Here is a 22,610-nt window from a genome sequence, read left to right as displayed (position 1 = left end):
ACCTCAATCCTTGACTCGGATATTGCTAGATTCTGTCCCCTTGATAATCGTAACACTCGGGGCGACATATCGTTTGACGGCTTTTTCTTCGTCATAAGGGTTTCGTAGAGTTAATTGGATACTTCCTCGACTTTGTGCCGACAGCAATTTTTCTGCCTCTCTTGGCGAGACCTCCAAAGTGACCGCTCGAACGATGACTGGTTTATTTTCTTTCGTTCTTGCCGTTTGATCGACGGCCAACACCTTGATTTCTTTTAAGACCGTAGACGTTGAGGCGGAGTTTTTTCCATATTTAACCGTACTTAAAATATCGACTTTATTCCCCGGTAATAGAAAACCTGCGACACCAATGACATCATTTACCCTGATCGTTACTGCTCTCTTATTTTCAGGGATCAAAGAAGCCAACGTCGCCCCCTCGCCACTTGATGAAAGGCGACCTGGGTGAATGATCTCTCCCGGGTAGATGGTATTAGCGACCACCTGCCCAAGCAGCTCTTCTGCCTGCGTATATTGCTGCTCATTTCGCCAATCTTTCTCAAGCAACTTGCTAGAAATATGCTGCTCTTCAATGATTGTGCCCGCTAATATTTCTTGTGCCGCTATGATGACAGGCTCTCGTTCAACCACTTCAACTTCAGTCTGCGGCTGAAGTTGGCTGTCCATCCATTGCTTAGCAAAAAATACGGCACCTAAACCGAAGGCAATAGAAAGCAACAATAATAATATGACTTGATTTCGACTCATCGAGCTCCTCCTCCTTTACCATCAGCGGTGAAATATACTTCCCATGCGCGGTTGACTATTTCAGGAGAGATAACAGGCTCAACTTCTTCAAATACAATGATATCTCGGCTGATCCCTACAATGTCTTTTGGTAGACAAGGGAAAAAGCCAACGTCATGCTGACGGTGTAAATCAAATAAAGTATCGAAAGCCCCTTCCGACAGGGATAAATTTTTTGAATTTGAAATGATCTCCCAGAGCTGTCGATACTCTTGCTCCAGCAGAGGCCCAAATTGGATCTTGTAACCTAGTCGACGTAAAAACGCAGGGTCACTGATCTTTTCTGGATCTAAGTTCGTAGAAAAGGCTAACGTGAGAATAAATGGAATGGATATTTGTTGACCATTTGGCAGATTGAGATAGTCATAGAAATACTCCATAGGGACAATCCAACGGTTCAACAAAGTATCGACCGGCATTGGCTGACGCCCCAAGTCATCAATAATGAAAATGCCGTTGTTCGCCATCATCTGTAATGGTGCCATCCACACTTTGTTGTGTTCGCTGTGATTGACTTCAAGCATCTCCATGGTGAGCTCCCCCCCCACCTGAATGCTTGGTCGCTCACACAGCGCCCAACGGCGATCAAAGTGCTCTTTAAAGGTTATGGATTGAATCTCGTCACTGCGAACTTTCTTATGATGCTGAGGAGAAAACACCTTAATGATGTTCCCCATAGCGAATACAGAATAAGGAATGTAGACCGACGTATTGAGGGAGTTAAGAATTTTAGTCGCAACGAAAGTTTTACCTGAACCTGCACTACCGTATAACAATAGTGCTCTGCCAGAGTTAATTGCCGGGCCAAGCACCCCAACCATTCTGTGCGCGCCTAACACATCAGAGAGCGCGTGCTCTACATCCGCGCGATTCACCATTTGAGCTCTTACATCTTGAGCCTCTACCATTTGGCTATAGTGAGTGAGCGAAACAGGAACTGGGCCTAAATACGCATCTTTAGCAAAAGCAACATCAGCTTCTTGTAAGCCGGCCTCAGACAGTCCATATCGAACATGACCAGTAGATTGCACTGAAAATGTCGTTGGTGCCGCTTGGAATACTTCCACTAGTGATTTGGATCGAAGCCCAGCAATCACATCTTCAATCATATGGCTGTTGATACACAAGAGTTTGGTGAGTTGCAGAATGTCTGATTTAGGGTAGGCGGCGATATGCTTAATCACCAGATTTTCAACCACTGCTTTCGGTATGCCGAGTTCATCAAACGTGGTCGGCACAGGTGGCTCTGTTGCTTGGGGCGTGAGCTCAGTTCTATGACGTGATGCAGTCTTCGTCTGGACCATGGTGCCCCCTTTGCTATTAATTCAGAAAATAGAAGTGCATAGCTAACCCAATCACTACAACAGGAGCAAACGGCATACGATAGTGTTCACTCATCTTTTTCTTTGTCTGTAATGTTTTGGCCCCACTAGCCCCAAACTGAGCAAGCATGGTGTATTTATTGACTAAAGTTTTAAATTGTCCTGGAGAATCCGCTAGCCTCAGCAACCCATACAAAAGACCAACAACCACGCTAGAAACACCGATCCAGTAAACCGTCCCCACGATATGCTCGCTTCCAACCCAAAAGCCAATAACACCCAAAAGTTTTACATCCCCAGGCGCCATGACTCTTAAAAAGTAAAGGAGCAGCGAGGCAATAAAGCAAGTAATACCAGTAAGAAATGAGTAAAAAAGAAATGATAAATCTGGACTATAGATAATTTTATCTACAGCAGAAAGGATGAGGATAGTGAGTAATAAATAATTAGGAATGCGATGCTCTCTCGCATCACTGACTGCAACAATAAATAAGACGAACCAAATAAGATAGTTCATAAAGGCGGCCCTTATTCAAACTATCTAATCTGTTTGGAAAATAGTATTCATTTCAGCAATTAATGTATCACTAAATGCTAAAAATAACCCAGCAAGCCCTACGACCATCAAACCAGCACCAACAACGTACTCGACAACAGTTAGCCCAGACTCATCTTTAAAAAACGCTCTCACAGATAAAAAAACAGCCATAATAACCCCCAGTAGCAATTGAGGCTTGTCATGCTTAGGTTTAGCATGACAAGCCTCAAGTAATCATAGTAGGAATTCTATAAGTTGCTTAATCTATGAGAAATCAGATTTAACCTGCTGCTGGTTCGTCGAAGATTGTAGCCAACTCACCTTGCAGAAGTGTACCTAAGTTATCAAACACGGCGGCTAGTGCGATAACAATCAAACCTGCGCCTACAACGTATTCAACGACTGTTAGACCTTCTTCGTCCTTCATAAATTTAGAAATGTTTTTAATTAGTTTGCTCATGATTGTCTCCTTCCAAAGTTCATTAAGCTGTAACGCTTATTGATAATTTAGAAGAATTTATAAAGGAGTGGTTAGGATTATTATGTCTATTTCTAGCACTTTCTTGCCACTCCGTTACACTTATATTCACCATTCAACCTATATTATATGTCTATATTTAGAACGAAATAATTAGATCTATTATTCTATTTCTAGTGCATTTGAATTACATATCATAGATTTGAATAAAAACCCTCACGCGCTCATTCGCACAATCAATACATTCTCATTTATGATACTTGACAAGATTAACCTTGAACAAAAAGGTGATACTGATCCACAAAATTAACCCATTTAAATTTAATACAGTCAATAGCGATTTGGTGAACTCGTCATTCACAGACTAAACTGAGGTCATTGGATCATTCTTATCGCTCAAAAAAAGATAGGACAATAAACAGTGGATGTATTACATAAAGGCTACTGGATTGGTCAATCAGTCACCTACGTAAACAAAGATACCGTTAGAGATATCGAACGCTATTTCCACTTACTGGATTATGGCTATGACGTCTCTGTACTGAGCGAGCCTGATATTCAATTCTGCTTTTTTTACTACGAGGAACCCTTCCACTCTCTGTTTGCGACGACCGTCAGACTTTGCCAAAATCTAGACAAGCACATCATCCTTATCTGCAACCAACAACCATCTTCCGACATTGTTGATCTCGACGTGGTATTTTCAACTCTTCTTCTCAATGAAACCGACACCCAGTTGTGGTCAGACGAACTTAACAAGCAAGTGGCGTATCAACTCACTCAGCACCAAGACATATTGGACCTCAATAAACTCTCCAATCAACCTGGTAAGAAGCACATAAGTAAAGACTTGGTTGAAATGCTGATGTATATCGATAAGAACTTATCAAGGACAATACGAGAAGAGGATGTGGCGGATTACTGCCACTATTCAGTGACCTACTTTTCTAAGTTCTTCCATAAAACGATTGGCGTGAGCTTCCGTGATTACCTGACTCTCAAGCGAATTGGCCTCGCAAAGCAATTACTCACAAACTACCGAAAAGAGAAAATTTCATTCATTGCTTTTCAGTGTGGTTATAACGATGTTTCTTATTTTTCTAGAATATTCAAAAAGAAAACAGGGATTACACCTGCGGCTTACCGACAACTGCATTAACGGTATTGCTATCACAAGATAGAAAGGAAACCACCGACATTTACTTCCCTACTGTTTCACTTACATGCTAGAGTTAACATTCCATTAACAATAAAAATAAGCATAACTTTGCCAATAACACGGAGTTAGAGAATGATTCAGCCTAACGAGTTGAGCAAACCGACTTGTGCTCTCCCACCCCCAAACGAAATGATTTTAAAATGGGCTGCCGAACGCCCAAATGAAGTCTATCTAAAACAGATCATCAACCGTCAATTTGTTGAGTTCACCTACAGTGATGTTGCGGAGCAAGCATTAAAGCTTGTGAGTGCACTCAATGATTTAGGCGTTAAACCTGGTGATAAAGTCGCTCTTATCTCTAAAAACTGTGCCGAATGGTTTATTAGTGACTTAGCGATGATGCTCGGTGATTTTGTCAGTGTCCCTATTTTTCCAACTGCAGGGGCAGACACGATTGAGTACTGCTTAACACACAGTGAGAGTAAAGTACTCATTGCGGGTAAATTGGATGACCCTGCAGCAACTCAACAAGTCATCGATGCGAACACGAACGTTGTAACCATTGCGCTACCGTACGACACTGCACCAAGCTGTCAGCATCAATACAAAGACTTAATTGATAAGCATCAGCCAAGTGAACATCGTCCAGAGCATTATGATGATAAGCTGATGTCTTTGGTCTACACCTCTGGAACCTCAGGGCTTCCTAAAGGAGCAATGCTGACCTATGGAGCGTTCAGTTGGTCAGTGCAGCAATTGATCAATCACATTGGCATTCAAGAGAATGATCGCCTCTTCTCGTACTTACCTTTGGCTCACATTACAGAGCGTGTTTACATCTTTGGTTCATCGATTCTTGGTGGTGTTCAAACGGCCTTCCCAGAGTCTCTAGATACCTTTATTGAAGATGTAAAAATGCACCGTCCAACACTGTTTATATCAGTGCCTCGCTTATGGACGCTATTCCAACAACGAATCCAAGATAAGTTGCCGCAAAAGAAACTCAATATCCTGCTTAAGATTCCTTTCGTTAACTCTTTAATTAAGAAAAAGTTGGCGGATGGTTTAGGGCTCGATCAGGCGCGAGTTCTGGGCTGTGGTTCTGCGCCAGTCTCGCCTGCACTACTCGATTGGTACCACAGTGTCGGTTTGAATATCACCGAAGCTTGGGGCATGACCGAATCTTTCGCCTACAGCACTCTTAACTACCCATTCCACGCAGGAAAGATAGGTAGTGTCGGTAATGCTGGCCCAGGCGTCGAACTTAAGATTGCCGCAGACGATGAGATCATGGTTCGCAGTAAAGGCTTGTTCTCTGGTTACTACAAAAATGACATTGCCACACAAGAGTCATTTGATAGTGAAGGCTGGCTTCATACGGGTGATATCGGCTCAATTGACAGTGACGGCTACCTAACCATTCAAGGCCGTAAAAAAGACAACTTTAAAACCGCAAAAGGTAAGTTTGTTGCTCCAGTGCCAATTGAGAAGAAACTGTTTGAGTACAGCCGTGTAGAAATGATGTGTTTGATTGGCCTAGGCCTACCTGCACCAATTCTTCTGGTCGTTCCTCATGATTTCCCTAACTTTGATCGCAAACGTTATGAACGCACGACTGAGAAAGTCGTGGCGAGAATGAACAGTGAGCTCGAATCTCATGAACAGATCAAAGGGGTATTGATGATCAAAGACCCTTGGAGCATCGAGAACGGTATCCTTACACCAACACTAAAAATCAAACGTCATGTACTTGAACAGAAATATCATGACATGGGGCAAAGCTGGCCAAAAGGTCAACTTGTCGTTTGGGAAGAATAACGCCTAAACACCGATACAAAAGGAGAGCTTGCCTCTCCTTTTTTGCTTTTCTAACAAATGTATTTATTATTCCTTGTTAGATATTTTTATTGTTAGGGACGATTTATGGACGCAAGGCTGCACCACCTACCTGGCCTACGCTATTTTGAAGTCGCAGCACGGCTGAATAGTTACAGCCGAGCAGCTGAAGAACTGTTTATTAGTCAGGCGGCCGTCAGTCAGAAAATACGTCAGCTCGAAGAGGGACTTGGGTGTAAGCTATTTATGCGTGACGGTCGAGACATGCGCCTAACAGAGCAAGGAAAGACGCTCTATAAACACGTATCCCAAGGCTTAGAAAGCATCGTAACAGGCCTAAACCAAATTCAAAGTGAGCCCATTGATGGCATACTCTGCGTAAGCTCTACTCCCTCATTTGCTTCCCGATGGCTCTTACCTAGGCTTTGGAAATTCTCTGTTCAATACCCAAATATCCCAATCAGAGTGGTCACCAGTTGTGATGCCCCTAATCTAAAGCAAGGCGATGCCGATATTGCCATTTGGCAAGAAGAAACATTAGAGGGCAACAACGCGCTCAAGTTACACAAAGAGTTTTTGTTTGAAGAAACTATTTACCCTTTCTGCTCACCGAACTTAGCCGAGCATCTCTCGTTAATTGGCCCTGAACAGTTACTCAAAACTTGGCTCATTCACTATGAATCTGGTGGTTATCCTTGGCAAACTTGGTTCGCTCAGGCTGGAGTTAAGATGGATAAAGAATCAGTACAATGGATGGATGTCAGTACCTTTGATCATGCCATGAATGCGGTTATGGCGGGCCATGGAGCCTGTTTGGCTTCAGACTCTTTGGCCAGTGATTACGTTGAGCGAGGGTTACTCATCAAACCTTTTGAGATTGGCATGACCCCGGGGGTTCAATTTAATCTTTTCTATAATGATGAATCCCCTCGCCGACAACGAATTAAAGCTTTCACTAACTGGCTACACAGTGAGATCGCAGAGTAAATTTACTCATCCCAGAAATGCCGAATACTCTCTTGATGTGCTTGCTCTTTAGTTAAGCCGACATCTTTTAGTAAGTGTTCAGGCAGGTTAGAAAGTTGCTTACGAGTTCTAAAATTACGCCACCAGCACTTCAGCTTAGTTAAGATTTTTTTACCCGAATAGCATGAACTAAAAAGTCTTTCTTTACGGCTAAATTCTAAGGTTTCCATAGTTAATCTCCTTCCTTGCATTCAGTAACTAAATGATTAACCATTAGCCTATCTTGCTCAAACGATACAAATTGACCTTCAGTTAAGGAAAACTAAAGTGAAAGATCGACTTCCACCTTTGCAAGGAATCTACTACTTCTATACCGCGGCGAAGCTGGGAAGTTTTAAGCTGGCCGCTCAAGAGTTGTATGTCACCGCTGCCGCAATTAGCCAGCAAGTTCGTCAGCTTGAAGACTTTTTAGGTACTGAACTTTTTCTAAGGCAACATCGTAAGGTCACCCTCACCATGGAAGGGGAAATCCTGTTCGATCAGGCTCAAAGAGGGTTTGAGCACTTACATCGAGGCATACGACAAATAAACCAAGACCCAAATCCGAGCCAACTGTCTATTTCGACACTGCCTTCCTTTGCTCAACACTGGCTCGTACCTCGAATTGGTCACTTTCGGCAGCAAAACCCTGACTTAGAGCTCATGATCGAACCTACTAGTGAGCTCGCAGACTTTCAAAACTCTAATCTTGATGTCTGTATCCGATATGGACCAGGCGACTACCCAAATATTACTTCGCAATTATTGGTTGAAGAACTGCTCTATCCAGTGTGTCACCCCATTTATCAAGAGCAACATGGTATCTATGAGTTAAGTGACCTGACTGGAGCAGATCTGATTGAGGATTATTGGCGCGATCTTGATTGGGGTATATGGCTGAACAACGTCGGTCACAAAGCATCGAAACCCACGCTCAAATACAATGGTTCCCATTTTGTCCTAGAAGGGGCACTCGCCGTACAAGGGGTTGCTTTAGCCAAGCACACGCTAGCTCAACGCTATATAGAAGAAGGGAAACTGGTAAGGATTGGCAATCTAGCCCAAAGAACTGATTATAATTATTTCCTATGCGCACCAAGCGCTTATTTTAAAAGAGAGAAAATCAAACGCTTCTGTGATTGGATTTTTGATCAAGCTGAAGAGTATAGAAACCTAGATGAGTTAGGTTTAGATATTATCGATGCTAGTAGCCGTCGGTGAATTAAGATTATCTCGAAGCGAACCGAAAACTCTTAGAGATTCCCTACTCGCTCCTTCGTCACTCTATGGAATGACCGCATATATTGCGCTTCTCTATCAGATCGGCAAGCTTTATCTCTTACAAAAAGAAAAGCCCCAATCTCTCGACTGGGGCTTTAAAAGCTATCTAGCTAACTTAAAGAATTACTTCTTCTCGTTACGCTCTTTAACTTCTGCGATTACTTGCTCAGCAACGTTCTGTGGACATGGTGCGTATTGACCAAATTCCATAGAGAACTGACCACGGCCAGAAGTGATAGTACGTAGGTGACCGATGTAACCAAACATTTCTGATAGAGGAACGTCTGCTTTAATACGAACGCCTGTAGTACCAGCTTGTTGGTCTTTGATCATACCACGACGACGGTTAAGGTCACCGATTACGTCACCAACGTTGTCTTCTGGAGTGAATACATCAACGTTCATGATTGGCTCAAGAAGTTGTGCACCCGCTTTAGGCATAGACTGACGGAATGCGCCTTTAGCAGCGATTTCGTAAGCGATAGCTGAAGAGTCAACTGCGTGGAAACCACCGTCGAATAGTTCAACTTCAACGTCTAGAGTTGGGAAGCCAGCTAGAACACCAGTATCCATCATTGACGCAAAGCCTTTCTCAACTGCAGGCCAGAATTCTTTAGGTACGTTACCACCAACAACTGTTGATTTGAACGTGAAGCCTGAGTTTGCTTCACCTGGCTTGATGCGGTAATCGATCTTACCGAACTGACCAGAACCACCAGACTGCTTCTTGTGCGTGTAGCTATCTTCAACTGCTTGAGTGATAGTTTCACGGTAAGCTACCTGTGGAGCACCTACTTCTAGCTCAACGCCGTAAGTACGCTTAAGGATGTCTACCTTGATGTCTAGGTGAAGTTCACCCATACCTTTCAGGATAGTTTCGCCAGACTCTTCGTCAGTCTCAACCTGGAATGATGGATCTTCTGCAACCATCTTACCGATAGCGATACCCATCTTCTCTGAACCGCCTTTATCTTTTGGAGATACAGCGATAGAGATTACTGGTTCTGGGAAGATCATAGCTTCAAGAGTACATTCGTGCTTAGGATCACATAGAGTGTGACCAGTCTGAACGTTCTTCATACCAACGATAGCGATGATATCACCAGCTTGTGCTTCAGTAAGTTCGTTACGCTCGTCCGCTTGCATTTCACACATACGGCCGATACGTTCAGTCTTACCAGTCGCTGAGTTAAGGATAGTGTCACCCTTCTTCAGACGGCCTGAGTAGATACGAACGAATGTTAGTGCACCAAAGCGGTCATCCATGATCTTGAATGCTAGCGCTTTTAGTGGCTCATCTGCAGATACAGTAGCAACTTCGCCTGTTGGCTCACCAGTTTCTGGATCTGTTAGAGGCTGAGGATCAACTTCTGCTGGAGCTGGTAGGTAATCTACAACAGCGTCAAGGATAAGTTGCATACCTTTGTTCTTGAACGCAGAACCACAGAACGTTGGGAAGAACGCTAGGTCACGTGTACCTTTACGGATACAACGCTTAAGGTCTTCGATAGAAGGCTCTTCACCTTCCATGTACGCTTCCATTAGGTCGTCGTCTTGCTCTACAGCAGTTTCAACTAGCTCTTCACGGTACTGTTCTAGGTCATCAATCATGTCCGCTGGAACATCTTGAATTTCGTAGTTTTCTGGTAGACCTGTGTCATCCCAAACGTAAGCTTTACGGTTTAGTACGTCTACAACACCAACGAAATCGTCTTCACGACCGATTGGCAGAGTCATAACTAGTGGGTTTGCGCCAAGAACGTTCTTCACTTGATCAACAACGTTGAAGAAGTCTGCACCCATACGGTCTAGTTTGTTTACGAAGATCAGACGAGCAACTTCTGAGTCGTTCGCGTAACGCCAGTTTGTTTCTGACTGAGGCTCAACACCACCAGAACCACAGAATACACCGATACCGCCGTCTAGTACTTTCAGTGAACGGTATACTTCTACTGTGAAGTCAACGTGTCCTGGAGTATCGATAACGTTTAGGCGGTGGCCATCCCACTCACAAGTTACCGCAGCTGACTGGATAGTAATACCGCGCTCAGCTTCCTGTTCCATGAAGTCAGTTGTAGACTCACCGTCGTGTACTTCACCAGTTTTGTGGATTTTACCAGTAAGCTTAAGAATACGCTCAGTGGTGGTAGTTTTACCCGCATCAACGTGCGCGAAAATACCAATGTTTCTGTACTTTGATAAATCTGCCATTGTCTTACTCTGTTTATAAGGTATAAATTGCGCGCAGAGTATATCACAATCTGTCAAGACTGATACCCTTGCGTGCTCTGTATGTAAAAAAACTTTTCCCACCAATACTAGCAGTTATTTCACACGATACGTGTCGAATCAGCGCTAATTAGTGGTGTCTTTTCAGAATAAAAATGCTGCCTATAACCAATATAAGCAGCATATCTGTTGTTGCTATGCCCCGACTTTATCGTGGGCAAATTTCCGACTCTGGGAAAAAGAACTCAATTTCACGAGCTGCAGATTCCGGACTGTCTGAACCGTGAACTGAATTATAGCGCATGCTGATTGCGTAATCAGCACGAATTGTTCCGCACGCCGCTTCTTCTGGATTGGTTTTACCCATTAGCTCACGGTAACGAGCAATAGCGCCTTCACCTTCTAGTACCTGAACCATAATAGGACCAGAAGTCATGAACTCTTTAAGTGCTGGGAAAAATGGCTTGCCTTCGTGTTCAGCGTAAAAACCACTCGCCTGCTCTTCCGTTAGGTGAACCATCTTAGCGGCAATGATTTGTAGGCCAGCTTTTTCGATACGGTGATAAATTTCACCGATTAAGTTACGTTCTACTGCATCGGGCTTAACGATAGAAAACGTTCTTTCTAGAGCCATAAGGTAATCCTTTCGTTATATCAATTTTTGAATAATAAAGAAGAGGCTCTTCGGCCTCTTAGGTCGAGGTATTATTTATTTGCTTGCTGAATAAGGAGACCTGCCAAGCTACGTACACCGACACCGGTAGCGCCTGCAGCCCACTTATCTGTCGCTGACTTACGATACGTTGCCGCACAGTCAAAATGCAGCCAACCTTTTTTGTAGTCTTCAACAAAATAAGAAAGGAACGCCGCTGCTGTACTAGCGCCTGGAGAGTAATCGCCACTGCTAATATTAGAGAGATCAGCAAAGTTTGATGGCAACATTCCACGGTGGAAATCCGCTAAAGGCAGAGGCCATAAGCCTTCTTTTTCTTCACGAGCCGCTGTTAGAGCCTGGTGTGATAGCTCATCGTCAAAGCTCATTAATGCATGGTAATCATTTCCAAGCGCATTTTTCGCTGCGCCCGTTAATGTTGCACAATCAATGATAAGCTCAGGATTTTGTTCACTTGCGTACATCAGACCATCAGCAAGAACTAAACGACCTTCTGCGTCAGTGTTCATGATTTCAACGGTCTTACCATTTTTATAAGTAATGATGTCACCAAGCTTAAGAGCTCGGCCAGAGATCATATTCTCTGCACAACATAGGATAAGCTTCACGCGTTTATTTAAACCACGCATGATCGCTAGACCTAGACCACCAGTAATGGTGCCAGAACCGCCCATATCGGCTTTCATAGCCGTCATAAAACCAGATGGCTTAATGCTGTAACCGCCTGAATCAAAGGTAATACCTTTACCTACTAAACAAGCAAACACAGGCGCATTTTCATCACCTGTTGGGTTAAAGTCGAGTTGGAGCATTGCTGAAGTACGCTCAGAACCACGACCTACTGCGTATATCCCTTGCCAGCCTTCCGCTAAAAGATCTTTATCTTTTACAATGCGTACTTTAACCGTGCCTTCAGGGGCGACTGACTTAATAAACTCTGCAGCCATAGTCGCAAGTTGACGAGGCGCCACTTCTTCCGCTGGTTTATTAATAATATCGCGAGTAAAGTCTGTCGCTTTAATGCGTGCGGTCAACTCAGCTTGATCGGCTTCAGTAAGTGCTTGCCACTCAAACTGATTCGCTTTCTTCGGGCCGCGGTAACCTTGATGAAAAGCCCAGATGCTCTCTAGATCCCAGCCTGGCCCTTCTAGAGAAATGGAAGCGATACCTTGACTGTCTAGCTTACGAGCCGCGCGTTGAATAACACCAAGATCATGCTTTTTGCCCTGATGAACAACGGCACCATCTTCTGAAAATGATAAGATCGCGTTCTCGCCCCAATGTGACGCTGCTTGATCTTGGCTTAGAAATACTGACATCTGTGTAGACATGGTTTCTCCTTGTCTGTACCGGCGTTGTCTACGCCTTTTTCTATTCACGTCTGGATGTTAACACTTTAATGTTAAATTGATAAAAAAACGGACCCTAAGGTCCGTTATTTTTAGTAAATTTTGTTAACTGAGAGAGGTTTCCCGTTAGGGTTAATCCATTTCATCCATCCAACATAGAATTACAGCTTCCAAAATCTTTTCATTTGAGCGATTTGGCTCATCATCAAACTCTTCTAATTCAGTGATCCACTGATGCAGATCGGTAAAACGAACCGTTTTAGGATCTGTCTCAGGAAACTTATCGCATAGCTCAATCGCAATATCTCGCGAATCTGTCCATTTCATTGCTGCCTTCCTTCTACTCTGCGGTAGTCTATTGTGAATTAGAATTGAAGATTAATGATCTTCTGATGCGTGGTTCAGGGTGTATTTTGGAATCTCGACCACTAGGTCTTCATCGGCAACTTTAGCCTGACAGCCTAGACGAGATTCAGGCTCTAAGCCCCAAGCTTTATCAAGCATGTCATCTTCAAGCTCGTCACTCTCTTCTAGAGAATCAAATCCTTCACGGATCACAAGGTGACAAGTAGTACATGCGCAAGATTTCTCACATGCATGCTCAATACCGATACCGTTTTTCAACGCTACATCAAGAACTGTGTCACCTGTGTTTGCTTCTAGAACCGCGCCTTCTGGGCATAGGTCTTCGTGCGGTAATACAATAATCTTAGGCATAACTCTATCTCTTAAATATCATCTACTGATTGACCTGACAAGGCAGCTCGAATCGATTTATCCATACGGCGAGAAGCAAAATCTTGGCTCGCCTTATCTGTATCTTTGATGCCTTGCTCAATCGCATCAGCATCACCACCATTGCGCAGTTCGATAAGTGCTTCAATCGCTTGAATTAACGCTTGTCGCTCTGACTCTGACAATAATTCATCACCATCGGCTTGCATCGCAGCAATCAAGCCTTCAATCACACGATCCGCTTCCACACGTTGCTCGGCCAATGCTCGAGCGAGCATGTCATCTTTCGCATAAGTCATTGAATCACGGAGCATGTCTGCCACTTCGTTATCACTCAAACCGTAAGATGGCTTAACTTGAATTTCAGATTGTACACCGGTGCTCTTTTCCATCGCAGTGACTGACAATAAGCCGTCGGCATCCACTTGGTAAGTGACGCGGATATGTGCAGCACCCGCTGCCATCGCAGGGATACCTTTTAGTGAGAATCGAGCAAGAGAGCGACAATCGTCAACCATTTCACGCTCCCCTTGGACAACGTGAACACTCATCGCAGTTTGACCATCCTTAAAGGTGGTAAATTCCTGTGCACGAGCAACTGGTATCGTGGTGTTACGAGGGACAATTTTCTCGACTAAACCACCCATGGTTTCGATACCGAGTGAAAGTGGAATGACATCCAGAAGCAACATCTCAGCATCTGGTTTGTTGCCAGCAAGGATATCAGCTTGAATACCAGCACCGATTGCGACGACTTCGTCAGGGTTAATGCTTGTCAGCGGTTTACGGCCAAAGAAATCACCGACCATCTCGCGTACTAGCAGGGTACGAGTTGAACCACCAACCATAACCACTTCTAGGATTTCATCGGAGTCAACTTCTGCATCTTTAAGAGCGCGGCGACACGACATCAGTGTTTTCTTAACAAGAGGGCGAATAAGCTCTTCAAACTCTTCACGGCTAACACTGCCTTTCCAACCAAAGACGTCAACGGAAACATTCTCCTTCTCAGAGAAAGCAATCTTAGTCTCAGTTGCGATGTTAAGTAATGCGCGAGTCTTTTCAGGAGATAATGGCGCTTCAAGGCCAGCTTGATCCATCAAGTGCTCAGCAAGTAAGTGGTCAAAGTCATCACCACCTAACGCAGAGTCACCGCCAGTCGCCAATACTTCAAACACACCTTTAGACAAACGCAAGATTGAAATATCAAACGTACCACCACCTAGGTCGTAAACGGCAATAACGCCTTCTTGACCCGAATCTAGACCATAAGCGATTGCTGCTGCTGTTGGCTCATTTAGTAAGCGTAAAACATGCATGCCTGCCAACTTAGCGGCGTCTTTTGTGCCTGCACGCTGCGCATCGTCAAAGTAAGCCGGAACCGTAATAACAACACCAGCAAGCTCACCACCTAAGGTTTGCTCTGCTCGTTGACCAAGAGACTTTAGAATATCAGCAGAAACTTCAATTGGGTTCTTATCGCCAGCTTGAGTTTCAAGAACAGGTAAACCATTGTCACTCGCTTTAAACTGGTAAGGTAAATTTGGGTAACGTTTCTGGATATCATCCAGAGAACGACCTAGCAAGCGTTTTACTGAGATAATGGTATTCGATGGGTCTTGTTCAGACAGGGCTTTGGCAGATTGGCCAACGACTGGCGTTTCACCCGCGTAGTTAACGACTGAAGGTAGAATGCTCTGACCGTTCTGATCTTTTAAGGTTGCCGCATCGCCACTACGCACCGATGCAACCAATGAGTTCGTCGTGCCTAAATCGATACCTGCTGCAAGTTTATGCTCATGAGGTGCCGAGCTTTGACCCGGTTCCGCTATTTGAAGTAATGCCATGAGTGGTCCTTGTTATTCTCTAGCCGAGGAGCTTGTCTTCCACTAGTTCAATTTCGTGTTTTAGTTTGGCGATAAACTTTAGCTTGCGCACGCTATCAGCGGCTTGAGGCCAATCTGAATCACTAAGCTGTTGCTCAGTTGCTGCCAACTGTTGCTTAAACATCTTGCTCACTTTGCTTTCAAAATCGAACAAAGCGTCTTCGGGATCGGAGCTAGATGAGATACCTTCCAGTTCTTCACGCAGCTCCATTTGCTCCATTAAGAACATAGGATCCTGCATTGTTTGTTGCTCACCACGAATATCGACATCATTTTGTGACAGCAAGTATTCTGCACGAGAAATGGGGTTCTTTAGCACCTGGTAAGCGTCATTAATTTCAGCCGCTTTTTGCACAGCCATTAAACGATCGCGCTCTGATGCGGTCGCAAAGTTGTCTGGGTGGAATTGCTTTTGAAGTTCACGGAACTGTGAAGAAAGAAGGCTACCATCCAGCTGAAACTGACTTGGTAGCCCAAATAATTCGAAATAATTCATTGAGAATTCGGTCCTTGGTATGAAACCTGTGAGTGGTGAACTCACAGGTGCTATCAATTAAACGTTGAAGCTTTCACCACAACCACATTCGCCTTTAGCATTTGGGTTGTTGAACTCAAACCCTTCATTCAAGCCTTCTTTTACGTAATCCAATTCTGTGCCATCTAAATAAACTAGGCTTTTTTGATCGATGATGACTTTAACGCCTTCATGTTCAAAAACAGAATCTTCTTCGTTTAGCTCGTCAACAAACTCAAGTACGTAAGCCATACCAGAACAGCCGGTCGTTTTAACACCCAAACGTAGACCGATACCTTTGCCTCGGTTTTCTAGGAATGTTCTAACGCGACTTGCCGCGGTTTCTGTCATTGTGATGGCCATACTGCACCTTAGTTTGTCTATATTGCGAATGAATGGGAGACTTAGCCTCCCATTATAACCTTATTCTTGATGTTTTTTCTTGTAATCAGCGACTGCTGCTTTGATAGCATCTTCCGCTAGGATTGAGCAGTGAACTTTCACTGGTGGAAGCTCTAGTTCTTCTGCAATCTCAGCGTTTTTGATCGCCGCTGCTTCATCAATGCTCTTACCTTTAACCCATTCAGTTACAAGTGAGCTTGACGCGATTGCACTACCACAACCGTATGTTTTGAACTTCGCATCTTCGATAATGCCATCTGGCGTTACTTTAATTTGAAGCTTCATTACGTCACCACACGCTGGAGCACCGACCATACCGCTGCCTACCGCTGGATCTTCTTTATCAAATGAACCAACGTTACGTGGGTTCTCGTAGTGATCAATTACTTTTTCGCTATATGCCATGATTTTTACCTCGAATCCTCTATTAACTTCTGGGAATAACCGTCGATTAGTGGTGTGCCCACTCAACCGTATCTAGGTCAATTCCTTCCTTGTACATATCCCATAGAGGAGACATGTCGCGCAGTTTAGTTACTGCAGTACGAATTTGTTCGATTGCGTAGTCAATCTCTGCTTCCGTCGTGAATCGACCGAAAGAGAAACGAACTGAACTGTGTGCTAATTCGTCATTAAGACCAAGAGCACGAAGAACGTAAGATGGCTCTAGACTTGCAGATGTACAAGCACTGCCTGAAGATACCGCTAGGTCTTTCAGAGACATCAGTAAAGACTCACCTTCAACGAAAGCAAAACTTACGTTTAGGTTATGCGGCACACGCTGTTCAAGATCACCGTTAACCGTTACTGCTTCAAGATCTTTTACACCATCTAGCAGACGGTTACGTAATGCTAGTGCGTGCTCAAAGTCTTTCTGCATGTCTTCTTTCGCAACACGGAAAGCTTCACCCATACCCACGATCTGGTGAGTAGGTAGCGTACCTGAACGGAAACCACGCTCGTGACCACCGCCATGCATTTGTGCTTCTAGGCGAATACGAGGCTTACGACGAACATACAGTGCGCCAATACCTTTAGGGCCATAAATTTTGTGTGCCGACATAGAGATCAAATCAACTTTCATCTCTTGAACATCGATTGGAAGCTTACCTGCTGATTGAGCTGCATCAACGTGGAATACGATCTTACGCTCACGACATAGTTCACCGATAGATGAAATGTCTTGGATTACGCCGATCTCGTTATTCACATGCATGATTGAAACAAGCACAGTGTCGTCACGCATTGCTGCTTCAAGTTTCTTCATGTCGATCAGGCCATTTGACTCTGGCTCTAGGTAAGTCACTTCAAAGCCTTCACGCTCAAGTTGACGACATGGGTCTAGAACTGCTTTGTGCTCAGTCTTACAAGTAATTACGTGCTTGCCTTTCTTAGAGTAGAAATGAGCTGCACCTTTGATTGCAAGGTTATCTGACTCAGTTGCGCCAGATGTAAATACGATTTCACGAGGGTCTGCATTTAAAAGATCTGCGATTTGCTCGCGCGCAGTATCAACTGCTTCTTCTGCCTGCCAGCCGTAACGGTGTGAGCGTGATGCTGGGTTGCCAAACGTACCGTCCATAGTCATGTACTGAACCATTTTTTCAGCTACACGAGGATCAACAGGACAAGTCGCTGAATAATCTAAATAAATAGGCAGTTTCATTTTCTACTCCAATGTAACAGGCAACCGCTTAATTGCGGATGTTGACACCGATGGGCGCGGTGTTGGTATTTTTATTTGCAAACCCATGATTCACGGCAAGATCGAGATCTTGTCGATCAGAAATTTCTAATACTTCATTGTCTTTCATCAACTCGCCTAGAGTGATGTTATTCAAGAAGTCGCTAATGCGTGAGCTCAAATCACGCCACAGTGTATGAGTTAAACAGCGAGAGCCGCCTTGGCAATCGCCTTTTCCGTTACACTTCGTTGCGTCAACCGATTCATCGACGGCAGCAATCACTGTTCCGATTGCAATCGAGTACGCATCTTCACCTAGTCGGTAACCACCGCCTGGTCCACGTACACTCGCTACTAGTCCAGCTTTACGCAATTTAGAGAAAAGCTGCTCTAAGTAAGACAATGAAATCCCTTGACGCTCAGAAATATCCGCCAAAGGCACTGGGTTTTGCTGCGAATGCAGAGCCACATCTAACATGGCTGTCACTGCATATCTTCCTTTAGATGTAAGTCTCATATAACACCATATCCACACCGTTTATATGGTATGAATTTTTTCATACCCGACTAAAATGGTCAAGTATTTAATTGACTAATTTAGTCAGGTATTTAACCATCGAGAAAATATGGACTTATGCTACTTACTAATGCTCTTTTCAATCGCAGTCAAAACACCACGCAGGATATTTAGCTCTTGAGCTTCAGGCCTTGCTCGATTGAACAAGCGGCGAAGTTTGTTCATCACCTTACCTGGCTGTTCTTCACTGATAAATTGGGTCTTAACGGTGACCTTTTCAAGGTGTGTAAAGAACATTTCTAGCTCTTTATGTCTTGGGTACTCTGCCTGCTCTTGAGGCTCATATTGGCTTTCTTCACGGTCTAGGTAAGCCATTCGAACCTCATAGCTCAATGTCTGTACCGCCATCGCGAGATTGAGAGAGCTATATTCAGGGTTAGCTGGAATACATACATGATAGTGACAAGTTTGTAGTTCTTCATTGGTTAAACCGGTACGTTCACGACCAAACACAAGAGCAACAGGAGCGTTCTCTCCCTCTTCTACAAACTTTTTACCACACTCACGAGGCTCTAACATTGGCCACTCAAGCGTACGTGAGCGTGCACTTGAACCTACGACTAATGCGCAATCTTCAACAGCTTCACTGAGCGTACTGACGATCTTAGCATTTTCGGCAATATCTGCCGCTCCAGCCGCTAAGGCGAGAGTTTGTTCATCAACGCGACATTGTGGGTCAACAAGCACTAGGTTAGTTAAGCCCATTACTTTCATTGCACGAGCTGCTGAACCAATATTTCCAGAGTGCGACGTCCCTACAAGGACAACTTTTACGTTGTGTAGCATTGATAAATCCTAAGACTAATAATAAAGCTGCAAGATAGTACCATATACCTGACTAAAATGGTCAGACCCTTTCTTGCTTAAAGAACGACAGGACAAAAATTAACCACTTCCATTTGCTGATTTATCTGGTATACTGCCGCCCGTTTTTCTGTTCTTTAACATCCGTTGGGAAATTAGTATGCATCCAATGCTTAATATCGCTATTCGTGCTGCACGAAAAGCTGGCAACCATATTGCTAAATCTTTAGAAAATGCTGAGAAGATCGAATCTACTCAGAAAGGCACGAATGACTTTGTTACAAACGTAGACAAAGAAGCGGAAACTATCATTATTGATACTATTCAAGCGTCTTACCCTGAGCACTGTATTATTGCTGAGGAAAACGGCGTAATTGAAGGTAAAGATAAAGAAGTACAATGGATCATCGACCCGCTGGATGGCACATCAAACTTTGTAAAAGGTTTACCACACTTCTCTGTATCAATCGCTGTACGCTTCAAGGGCAAAACTGAAGTTGCATGTGTTTACGATCCAATGCAAAACGAGCTCTTCACTGCACAACGTGGTGCTGGCGCTCAGCTAAACAATGCTCGTATCCGCGTAAAACAGCTAAAAGACCTTCAAGGTACTATCCTAGCGACAGGTTTCCCATACAAGCAGAAGCAGCACTCTGAATCTTACTTCAAGATCATGTCTTCTCTATTCGTAGATTGTGCCGATTTCCGTCGCACTGGTTCTGCTGCACTAGACCTGTGTTACCTCGCAGCTGGCCGCGTTGACGGTTTCTTCGAGCTAGGTCTTAAGCCATGGGATATCGCTGCAGGCGACCTAATCGCTCGTGAAGCGGGTGCGATCATGACTGACTTTGCTGGCGGTACAGATTACATGAAGTCTGGTAACGTTGTTGCATCTAGCGCTCGCGGTGTGAAAGGTATGCTTAAGCACATCCGAGAAAATGGTAACGAAGCTCTACTTAAATAATTAAAGCTCCGTCACTGCTGAGATTCAAAAGCCCTACTCATTATTGAGTAGGGCTTTTTTACATTTGGAAGAAGTTCAAAAGATCTTCCACTCCACCTGTACCCTATGAATAAGAGTTGTATATTTAATATGCGGTAGGCAATTCGGCTTGGCGTAAAAAGATTAATGGACTACTAATTCACGTTTAGCTTATGAAGAAATCCTCATTTTTTTGTTCACTCACTCTTTTATTAGGTGGCTGTAGCCCGATTAAAGATAGCGTCCCTCTTTCAAATCAAAATTATTGTGAATCACTAGAAGTAGCTCAGCCTCTTCCTCTGTCCCATTTTCTTGATCCATTCCAATCGAAACTCTCCTCACAATCTGGCGTTTATGTTTTAGAACAAGGCGCGGAAGCCATGATGTCGAGAGCTTGGATAACGGAACGAGCTGAACACTCAATTGATATTCAGTACTTTATCTTCTCTGTCGATAATATCGGACTCATAGCGACTGATTATCTTGTGCAAGCCGCCGAACGTGGTGTAAGAGTGAGAGTGCTGATTGATGACATCATGTTAGGCGCAAGGGGGGACGAATTACTCATGCTTGCCGCTCACGAAAATATAGAGATTAAAATCTATAACCCGAACGTTAACATTGGCAAGAACATTGTAGACAAGCTTGGAACTCTTCTCACCGACTTTCATAGCTTAAACCAAAGAATGCACAATAAAGTTTTCCTCGCCGATAGCCAAATAGCCATTACTGGTGGACGTAACATTGCAGATGAGTACTTTGGATTCGACCATGAGTATAACTTTAGAGATAGAGATGTCTTCTTAGCTGGACAAGTTGTATCTGATGTTGAAGATTCATTTAACACGTTTTGGAATAGTGATATTAGTGTCCCGGTCGAGCAACTTGTAGATGAGAACCCGCATCCTAAGAACCCAGATTTCAGTCGACTCCATTCCTATGCATGCAACCCTGGCAATTTTCACCCTGAAATCAGAGCTGAAATTGAAAAGGTGCCAAAAACCTTCAACCACTTAATGGAACAAGGGCGTTTTAGATTCGTAGAACGTGTTGAATACATCTCAGATAAACCCGGAAAGAACGATCAGCAAAACTTTTTAGGTGGTGGAAGTATAACAAAAGGTAAGTTGGTTGAACTCGCTGAACAAGCTGAGAATAACATACTTATCCAAACCCCTTACTTGGTCACTACAAGCTCTGATCGTAAGTTTCTCAGACAATTAGTAGATTCAGGTATTGAGATTAAGATACTGACGAACAGCTTAGCATCCAACGATAACCTTGAAGCGTTCAGCGGTTACCAAAGAGATCGTGCCGCTTTACTAAGTACAGGGGTAGAAATCTATGAATTTAAGCCCGATGCGAAAGTACGGCAAAGAGTCATGACTGAGCATATGTTTAAGAAGTTGCCAACAACACCGATCTTTGGGCTACACGCCAAAACAATGACCATTGATGATCATATTACGGTAGTCGGCACCTATAACTTTGATCCACGCAGTGCAAACCTTAATACCGAAAGTTTTACTGTCATTGAATCACCTGAAATCACATCAAGTGTCAAAGAGTCAATGCTCGTAGAAATGGAACCTGAAAATGCTTGGCGTGTAACCGAAGACTTTAACCCTGACGATGAAGTGAGCCTTATGAAAAGAATAGGCGTAAAGCTTAGAAGGATTGTTCCCAAAAGTATTTTGTAAACACTAACTATAGAGGTAATAGTTAGGCTCTGACCTTTCTACCGAGATGCGCAGTCTAGAGCTTTAAATACAGCACTCCGGAGATTTGACCAGGCTGGCGATCCAGGGGGACGCCTAATTATCCTAACATTGCTTCATAGAAACAACAGATGTAAAAAAGCCCCAGCATTTCTGCTGAGGCTTAGTATATGGCAGCGGTGGAGAGATTCGAACTCCCAACACGCGCTGTTTTGGTAAATCGGGGAATCCGCTGCTCTGTATTAGCATCTTTAAATATAAAAGCAAAAAGGCCTTAGTCTTTCGACTAAGGCCTTAGATATGGCAGGGGTGGAGAGATTCGAACTCCCAACACGCGGATTTGGAATCCGCTGCTCTGCCAATTGGAGCTACACCCCTATCTTCGTATTTATTGAGACGACTCTCAAATTAGTGGCGGAGTGGACGGGACTCGAACCCGCGACCCCCGGCGTGACAGGCCGGTATTCTAACCAACTGAACTACCACTCCGCAGTGGTAAACATACCCTTGGGCATGGTTCCATAATTTAAAGCCTGGCGATGTCCTACTCTCACATGGGGAAACCCCACACTACCATCGGCGCTAATTCGTTTCACTTCTGAGTTCGGCATGGAATCAGGTGGGTCCAAATCGCTATGGTCGCCAAGCAAAT

Annotated in this window: 24 protein-coding genes, 2 tRNA genes and 1 rRNA gene; 6 read left to right on the top strand and 21 right to left on the bottom strand. The window is 44.0% G+C overall.

Features of this window, described 5'->3' with window-relative positions:
* Positions 1-3 precede the first annotated feature (3 nt).
* The 5 genes from cpaB to EJ063_RS12225 form a co-directional block, all read right to left on the bottom strand.
* Positions 4-747 carry a Flp pilus assembly protein CpaB gene (cpaB, locus tag EJ063_RS12245; RefSeq protein ID WP_126574568.1) on the bottom strand — a complete coding sequence of 248 codons (744 nt, stop codon included), beginning with the start codon at positions 745-747 and terminating at the stop codon, positions 4-6.
* A complete protein-coding gene (locus tag EJ063_RS12240; RefSeq protein ID WP_126574567.1) occupies positions 744-2,090 on the bottom strand; it encodes a DUF8689 domain-containing protein in 1,347 nt (448 codons plus the stop codon). Before EJ063_RS12240 ends, cpaB begins: the two co-directional genes overlap by 4 nt.
* Before the next feature lie 16 nt (positions 2,091-2,106).
* Positions 2,107-2,625 carry an A24 family peptidase gene (locus EJ063_RS12235; RefSeq protein ID WP_126574566.1) on the bottom strand — a complete coding sequence of 173 codons (519 nt, stop codon included), beginning with the start codon at positions 2,623-2,625 and terminating at the stop codon, positions 2,107-2,109.
* 24 nt (positions 2,626-2,649) lie between these two features.
* On the bottom strand, positions 2,650-2,817 hold the full coding sequence (locus EJ063_RS12230) for a Flp family type IVb pilin (RefSeq protein WP_126574565.1): 168 nt from the start codon (positions 2,815-2,817) through the stop codon (positions 2,650-2,652).
* 109 nt (positions 2,818-2,926) lie between these two features.
* Positions 2,927-3,106 (bottom strand): Flp family type IVb pilin, encoded by a 180-nt coding sequence (locus EJ063_RS12225; RefSeq protein ID WP_126574564.1) that lies wholly within the window; start codon positions 3,104-3,106, stop codon positions 2,927-2,929.
* A 439-nt stretch (positions 3,107-3,545) separates the two neighbouring features.
* Here EJ063_RS12225 and EJ063_RS12220 point away from each other — a divergent pair, with 439 nt between their 5' ends.
* The 3 genes from EJ063_RS12220 to EJ063_RS12210 all read left to right on the top strand — a co-directional run bounded on the left by EJ063_RS12220 (position 3,546) and on the right by EJ063_RS12210 (position 7,106).
* A complete protein-coding gene (locus tag EJ063_RS12220; RefSeq protein WP_126574563.1) occupies positions 3,546-4,283 on the top strand; it encodes a helix-turn-helix domain-containing protein in 738 nt (245 codons plus the stop codon).
* Between the two features lie 132 nt (positions 4,284-4,415).
* Positions 4,416-6,101 (top strand): AMP-binding protein, encoded by a 1,686-nt coding sequence (locus tag EJ063_RS12215; RefSeq protein WP_126574562.1) that lies wholly within the window; start codon positions 4,416-4,418, stop codon positions 6,099-6,101.
* A gap of 105 nt (positions 6,102-6,206) precedes the next feature.
* Positions 6,207-7,106: a LysR substrate-binding domain-containing protein gene (locus tag EJ063_RS12210; RefSeq protein ID WP_126574561.1), complete on the top strand. Its 900-nt coding sequence runs from the start codon at positions 6,207-6,209 to the stop codon at positions 7,104-7,106.
* A gap of 2 nt (positions 7,107-7,108) precedes the next feature.
* Here EJ063_RS12210 and EJ063_RS12205 read toward each other — a convergent pair whose 3' ends face one another.
* The gene (locus EJ063_RS12205; RefSeq protein WP_126574560.1) at positions 7,109-7,315 is read right to left on the bottom strand and encodes a DUF1127 domain-containing protein; all 207 of its coding nucleotides are present in this window, start codon (positions 7,313-7,315) and stop codon (positions 7,109-7,111) included.
* 97 nt (positions 7,316-7,412) lie between these two features.
* Here EJ063_RS12205 and EJ063_RS12200 point away from each other — a divergent pair, with 97 nt between their 5' ends.
* The gene (locus EJ063_RS12200) at positions 7,413-8,345 is read left to right on the top strand and encodes a LysR substrate-binding domain-containing protein (protein ID WP_126574559.1); all 933 of its coding nucleotides are present in this window, start codon (positions 7,413-7,415) and stop codon (positions 8,343-8,345) included.
* Positions 8,346-8,528: 183 nt separating this feature from the next.
* On the opposite strand, the gene fusA is transcribed toward EJ063_RS12200, so the two are convergent.
* From fusA to trmJ, 12 genes are all read right to left on the bottom strand, one after another.
* Positions 8,529-10,616: an elongation factor G gene (gene fusA / locus EJ063_RS12195; RefSeq protein WP_126574558.1), complete on the bottom strand. Its 2,088-nt coding sequence runs from the start codon at positions 10,614-10,616 to the stop codon at positions 8,529-8,531.
* Positions 10,617-10,842: 226 nt separating this feature from the next.
* Entirely contained in the window at positions 10,843-11,268 is a 426-nt protein-coding gene (ndk, locus tag EJ063_RS12190; RefSeq protein WP_126574557.1) for a nucleoside-diphosphate kinase, read from the bottom strand.
* Between the two features lie 71 nt (positions 11,269-11,339).
* Positions 11,340-12,638: an aminopeptidase PepB gene (gene pepB, locus EJ063_RS12185; RefSeq protein WP_126574556.1), complete on the bottom strand. Its 1,299-nt coding sequence runs from the start codon at positions 12,636-12,638 to the stop codon at positions 11,340-11,342.
* Positions 12,639-12,788: 150 nt separating this feature from the next.
* Positions 12,789-12,983 (bottom strand): Fe-S cluster assembly protein IscX, encoded by a 195-nt coding sequence (gene iscX, locus EJ063_RS12180; RefSeq protein ID WP_004412998.1) that lies wholly within the window; start codon positions 12,981-12,983, stop codon positions 12,789-12,791.
* A gap of 51 nt (positions 12,984-13,034) precedes the next feature.
* Positions 13,035-13,373 (bottom strand): ISC system 2Fe-2S type ferredoxin, encoded by a 339-nt coding sequence (gene fdx / locus EJ063_RS12175; RefSeq protein WP_126574555.1) that lies wholly within the window; start codon positions 13,371-13,373, stop codon positions 13,035-13,037.
* A gap of 11 nt (positions 13,374-13,384) precedes the next feature.
* Positions 13,385-15,238, bottom strand: coding sequence for a Fe-S protein assembly chaperone HscA (gene hscA / locus EJ063_RS12170; protein WP_126574554.1), 1,854 nt, complete (start codon positions 15,236-15,238; stop codon positions 13,385-13,387).
* Positions 15,239-15,257: 19 nt separating this feature from the next.
* Entirely contained in the window at positions 15,258-15,773 is a 516-nt protein-coding gene (gene hscB / locus EJ063_RS12165; protein ID WP_126574553.1) for a co-chaperone HscB, read from the bottom strand.
* Positions 15,774-15,830: 57 nt separating this feature from the next.
* Positions 15,831-16,154, bottom strand: coding sequence for an iron-sulfur cluster assembly protein IscA (iscA, locus tag EJ063_RS12160; RefSeq protein ID WP_126574552.1), 324 nt, complete (start codon positions 16,152-16,154; stop codon positions 15,831-15,833).
* 60 nt (positions 16,155-16,214) lie between these two features.
* Positions 16,215-16,598, bottom strand: coding sequence for a Fe-S cluster assembly scaffold IscU (gene iscU, locus EJ063_RS12155; RefSeq protein WP_126574551.1), 384 nt, complete (start codon positions 16,596-16,598; stop codon positions 16,215-16,217).
* Between the two features lie 46 nt (positions 16,599-16,644).
* The gene (locus EJ063_RS12150; protein WP_126574550.1) at positions 16,645-17,859 is read right to left on the bottom strand and encodes an IscS subfamily cysteine desulfurase; all 1,215 of its coding nucleotides are present in this window, start codon (positions 17,857-17,859) and stop codon (positions 16,645-16,647) included.
* A gap of 28 nt (positions 17,860-17,887) precedes the next feature.
* Positions 17,888-18,394, bottom strand: coding sequence for a Fe-S cluster assembly transcriptional regulator IscR (iscR, locus tag EJ063_RS12145; protein ID WP_126574549.1), 507 nt, complete (start codon positions 18,392-18,394; stop codon positions 17,888-17,890).
* Positions 18,395-18,514: 120 nt separating this feature from the next.
* Entirely contained in the window at positions 18,515-19,240 is a 726-nt protein-coding gene (gene trmJ / locus EJ063_RS12140) for a tRNA (cytosine(32)/uridine(32)-2'-O)-methyltransferase TrmJ (protein WP_126574548.1), read from the bottom strand.
* A 178-nt stretch (positions 19,241-19,418) separates the two neighbouring features.
* On the opposite strand from trmJ, the gene suhB reads away from it, so the two are divergent.
* Entirely contained in the window at positions 19,419-20,222 is an 804-nt protein-coding gene (suhB, locus tag EJ063_RS12135; protein ID WP_126574547.1) for an inositol-1-monophosphatase, read from the top strand.
* 191 nt (positions 20,223-20,413) lie between these two features.
* Complete coding sequence (locus EJ063_RS12130; protein WP_126574546.1) at positions 20,414-21,940, top strand: phospholipase D family protein; 1,527 nt, start codon at positions 20,414-20,416, stop codon at positions 21,938-21,940.
* Positions 21,941-22,259: 319 nt separating this feature from the next.
* Here EJ063_RS12130 and EJ063_RS12125 read toward each other — a convergent pair.
* The 3 genes from EJ063_RS12125 to rrf all read right to left on the bottom strand — a co-directional run bounded on the left by EJ063_RS12125 (position 22,260) and on the right by rrf (position 22,605).
* A tRNA-Trp gene (locus tag EJ063_RS12125) sits at positions 22,260-22,336 on the bottom strand.
* Between the two features lie 34 nt (positions 22,337-22,370).
* Positions 22,371-22,447, bottom strand: a tRNA-Asp gene (locus EJ063_RS12120).
* Positions 22,448-22,489: 42 nt separating this feature from the next.
* Positions 22,490-22,605 (bottom strand): 5S ribosomal RNA (gene rrf, locus EJ063_RS12115).
* Between the last annotated feature and the right edge of the window lie 5 nt (positions 22,606-22,610).

The sequence above is a fragment of the Vibrio aquaticus genome (genome assembly GCF_003970385.1).
GTDB classification, from domain to species: Bacteria; Pseudomonadota; Gammaproteobacteria; order Enterobacterales; family Vibrionaceae; genus Vibrio; species Vibrio aquaticus.
The sequence above is the reverse complement of the archived record's forward strand: the minus strand, read 5'-3'. Positions and strand labels throughout refer to the sequence as shown.

Excerpts from the sequence above, each read along its gene's own strand:
- EJ063_RS12230 (WP_126574565.1), bottom strand. The coding sequence starts at position 2,817 with ATGGCTGTTTTTTTATCTGTGAGAGCGTTTTTTAAAGATGAGTCTGGG.
- trmJ (WP_126574548.1), bottom strand. The coding sequence starts at position 19,240 with ATGCTACACAACGTAAAAGTTGTCCTTGTAGGGACGTCGCACTCTGGA.
- EJ063_RS12215 (WP_126574562.1), top strand. The coding sequence starts at position 4,416 with ATGATTCAGCCTAACGAGTTGAGCAAACCGACTTGTGCTCTCCCACCC.
- fdx (WP_126574555.1), bottom strand. The coding sequence starts at position 13,373 with ATGCCTAAGATTATTGTATTACCGCACGAAGACCTATGCCCAGAAGGC.
- EJ063_RS12240 (WP_126574567.1), bottom strand. The coding sequence starts at position 2,090 with ATGGTCCAGACGAAGACTGCATCACGTCATAGAACTGAGCTCACGCCC.
- iscA (WP_126574552.1), bottom strand. The coding sequence starts at position 16,154 with ATGGCCATCACAATGACAGAAACCGCGGCAAGTCGCGTTAGAACATTC.
- iscX (WP_004412998.1), bottom strand. The coding sequence starts at position 12,983 with ATGAAATGGACAGATTCGCGAGATATTGCGATTGAGCTATGCGATAAG.
- ndk (WP_126574557.1), bottom strand. The coding sequence starts at position 11,268 with ATGGCTCTAGAAAGAACGTTTTCTATCGTTAAGCCCGATGCAGTAGAA.
- EJ063_RS12225 (WP_126574564.1), bottom strand. The coding sequence starts at position 3,106 with ATGAGCAAACTAATTAAAAACATTTCTAAATTTATGAAGGACGAAGAA.
- suhB (WP_126574547.1), top strand. The coding sequence starts at position 19,419 with ATGCATCCAATGCTTAATATCGCTATTCGTGCTGCACGAAAAGCTGGC.
- iscR (WP_126574549.1), bottom strand. The coding sequence starts at position 18,394 with ATGAGACTTACATCTAAAGGAAGATATGCAGTGACAGCCATGTTAGAT.
- EJ063_RS12130 (WP_126574546.1), top strand. The coding sequence starts at position 20,414 with ATGAAGAAATCCTCATTTTTTTGTTCACTCACTCTTTTATTAGGTGGC.
- cpaB (WP_126574568.1), bottom strand. The coding sequence starts at position 747 with ATGAGTCGAAATCAAGTCATATTATTATTGTTGCTTTCTATTGCCTTC.
- EJ063_RS12150 (WP_126574550.1), bottom strand. The coding sequence starts at position 17,859 with ATGAAACTGCCTATTTATTTAGATTATTCAGCGACTTGTCCTGTTGAT.
- hscA (WP_126574554.1), bottom strand. The coding sequence starts at position 15,238 with ATGGCATTACTTCAAATAGCGGAACCGGGTCAAAGCTCGGCACCTCAT.
- EJ063_RS12205 (WP_126574560.1), bottom strand. The coding sequence starts at position 7,315 with ATGGAAACCTTAGAATTTAGCCGTAAAGAAAGACTTTTTAGTTCATGC.
- pepB (WP_126574556.1), bottom strand. The coding sequence starts at position 12,638 with ATGTCTACACAGATGTCAGTATTTCTAAGCCAAGATCAAGCAGCGTCA.
- iscU (WP_126574551.1), bottom strand. The coding sequence starts at position 16,598 with ATGGCATATAGCGAAAAAGTAATTGATCACTACGAGAACCCACGTAAC.
- EJ063_RS12235 (WP_126574566.1), bottom strand. The coding sequence starts at position 2,625 with ATGAACTATCTTATTTGGTTCGTCTTATTTATTGTTGCAGTCAGTGAT.
- fusA (WP_126574558.1), bottom strand. The coding sequence starts at position 10,616 with ATGGCAGATTTATCAAAGTACAGAAACATTGGTATTTTCGCGCACGTT.
- EJ063_RS12210 (WP_126574561.1), top strand. The coding sequence starts at position 6,207 with ATGGACGCAAGGCTGCACCACCTACCTGGCCTACGCTATTTTGAAGTC.
- hscB (WP_126574553.1), bottom strand. The coding sequence starts at position 15,773 with ATGAATTATTTCGAATTATTTGGGCTACCAAGTCAGTTTCAGCTGGAT.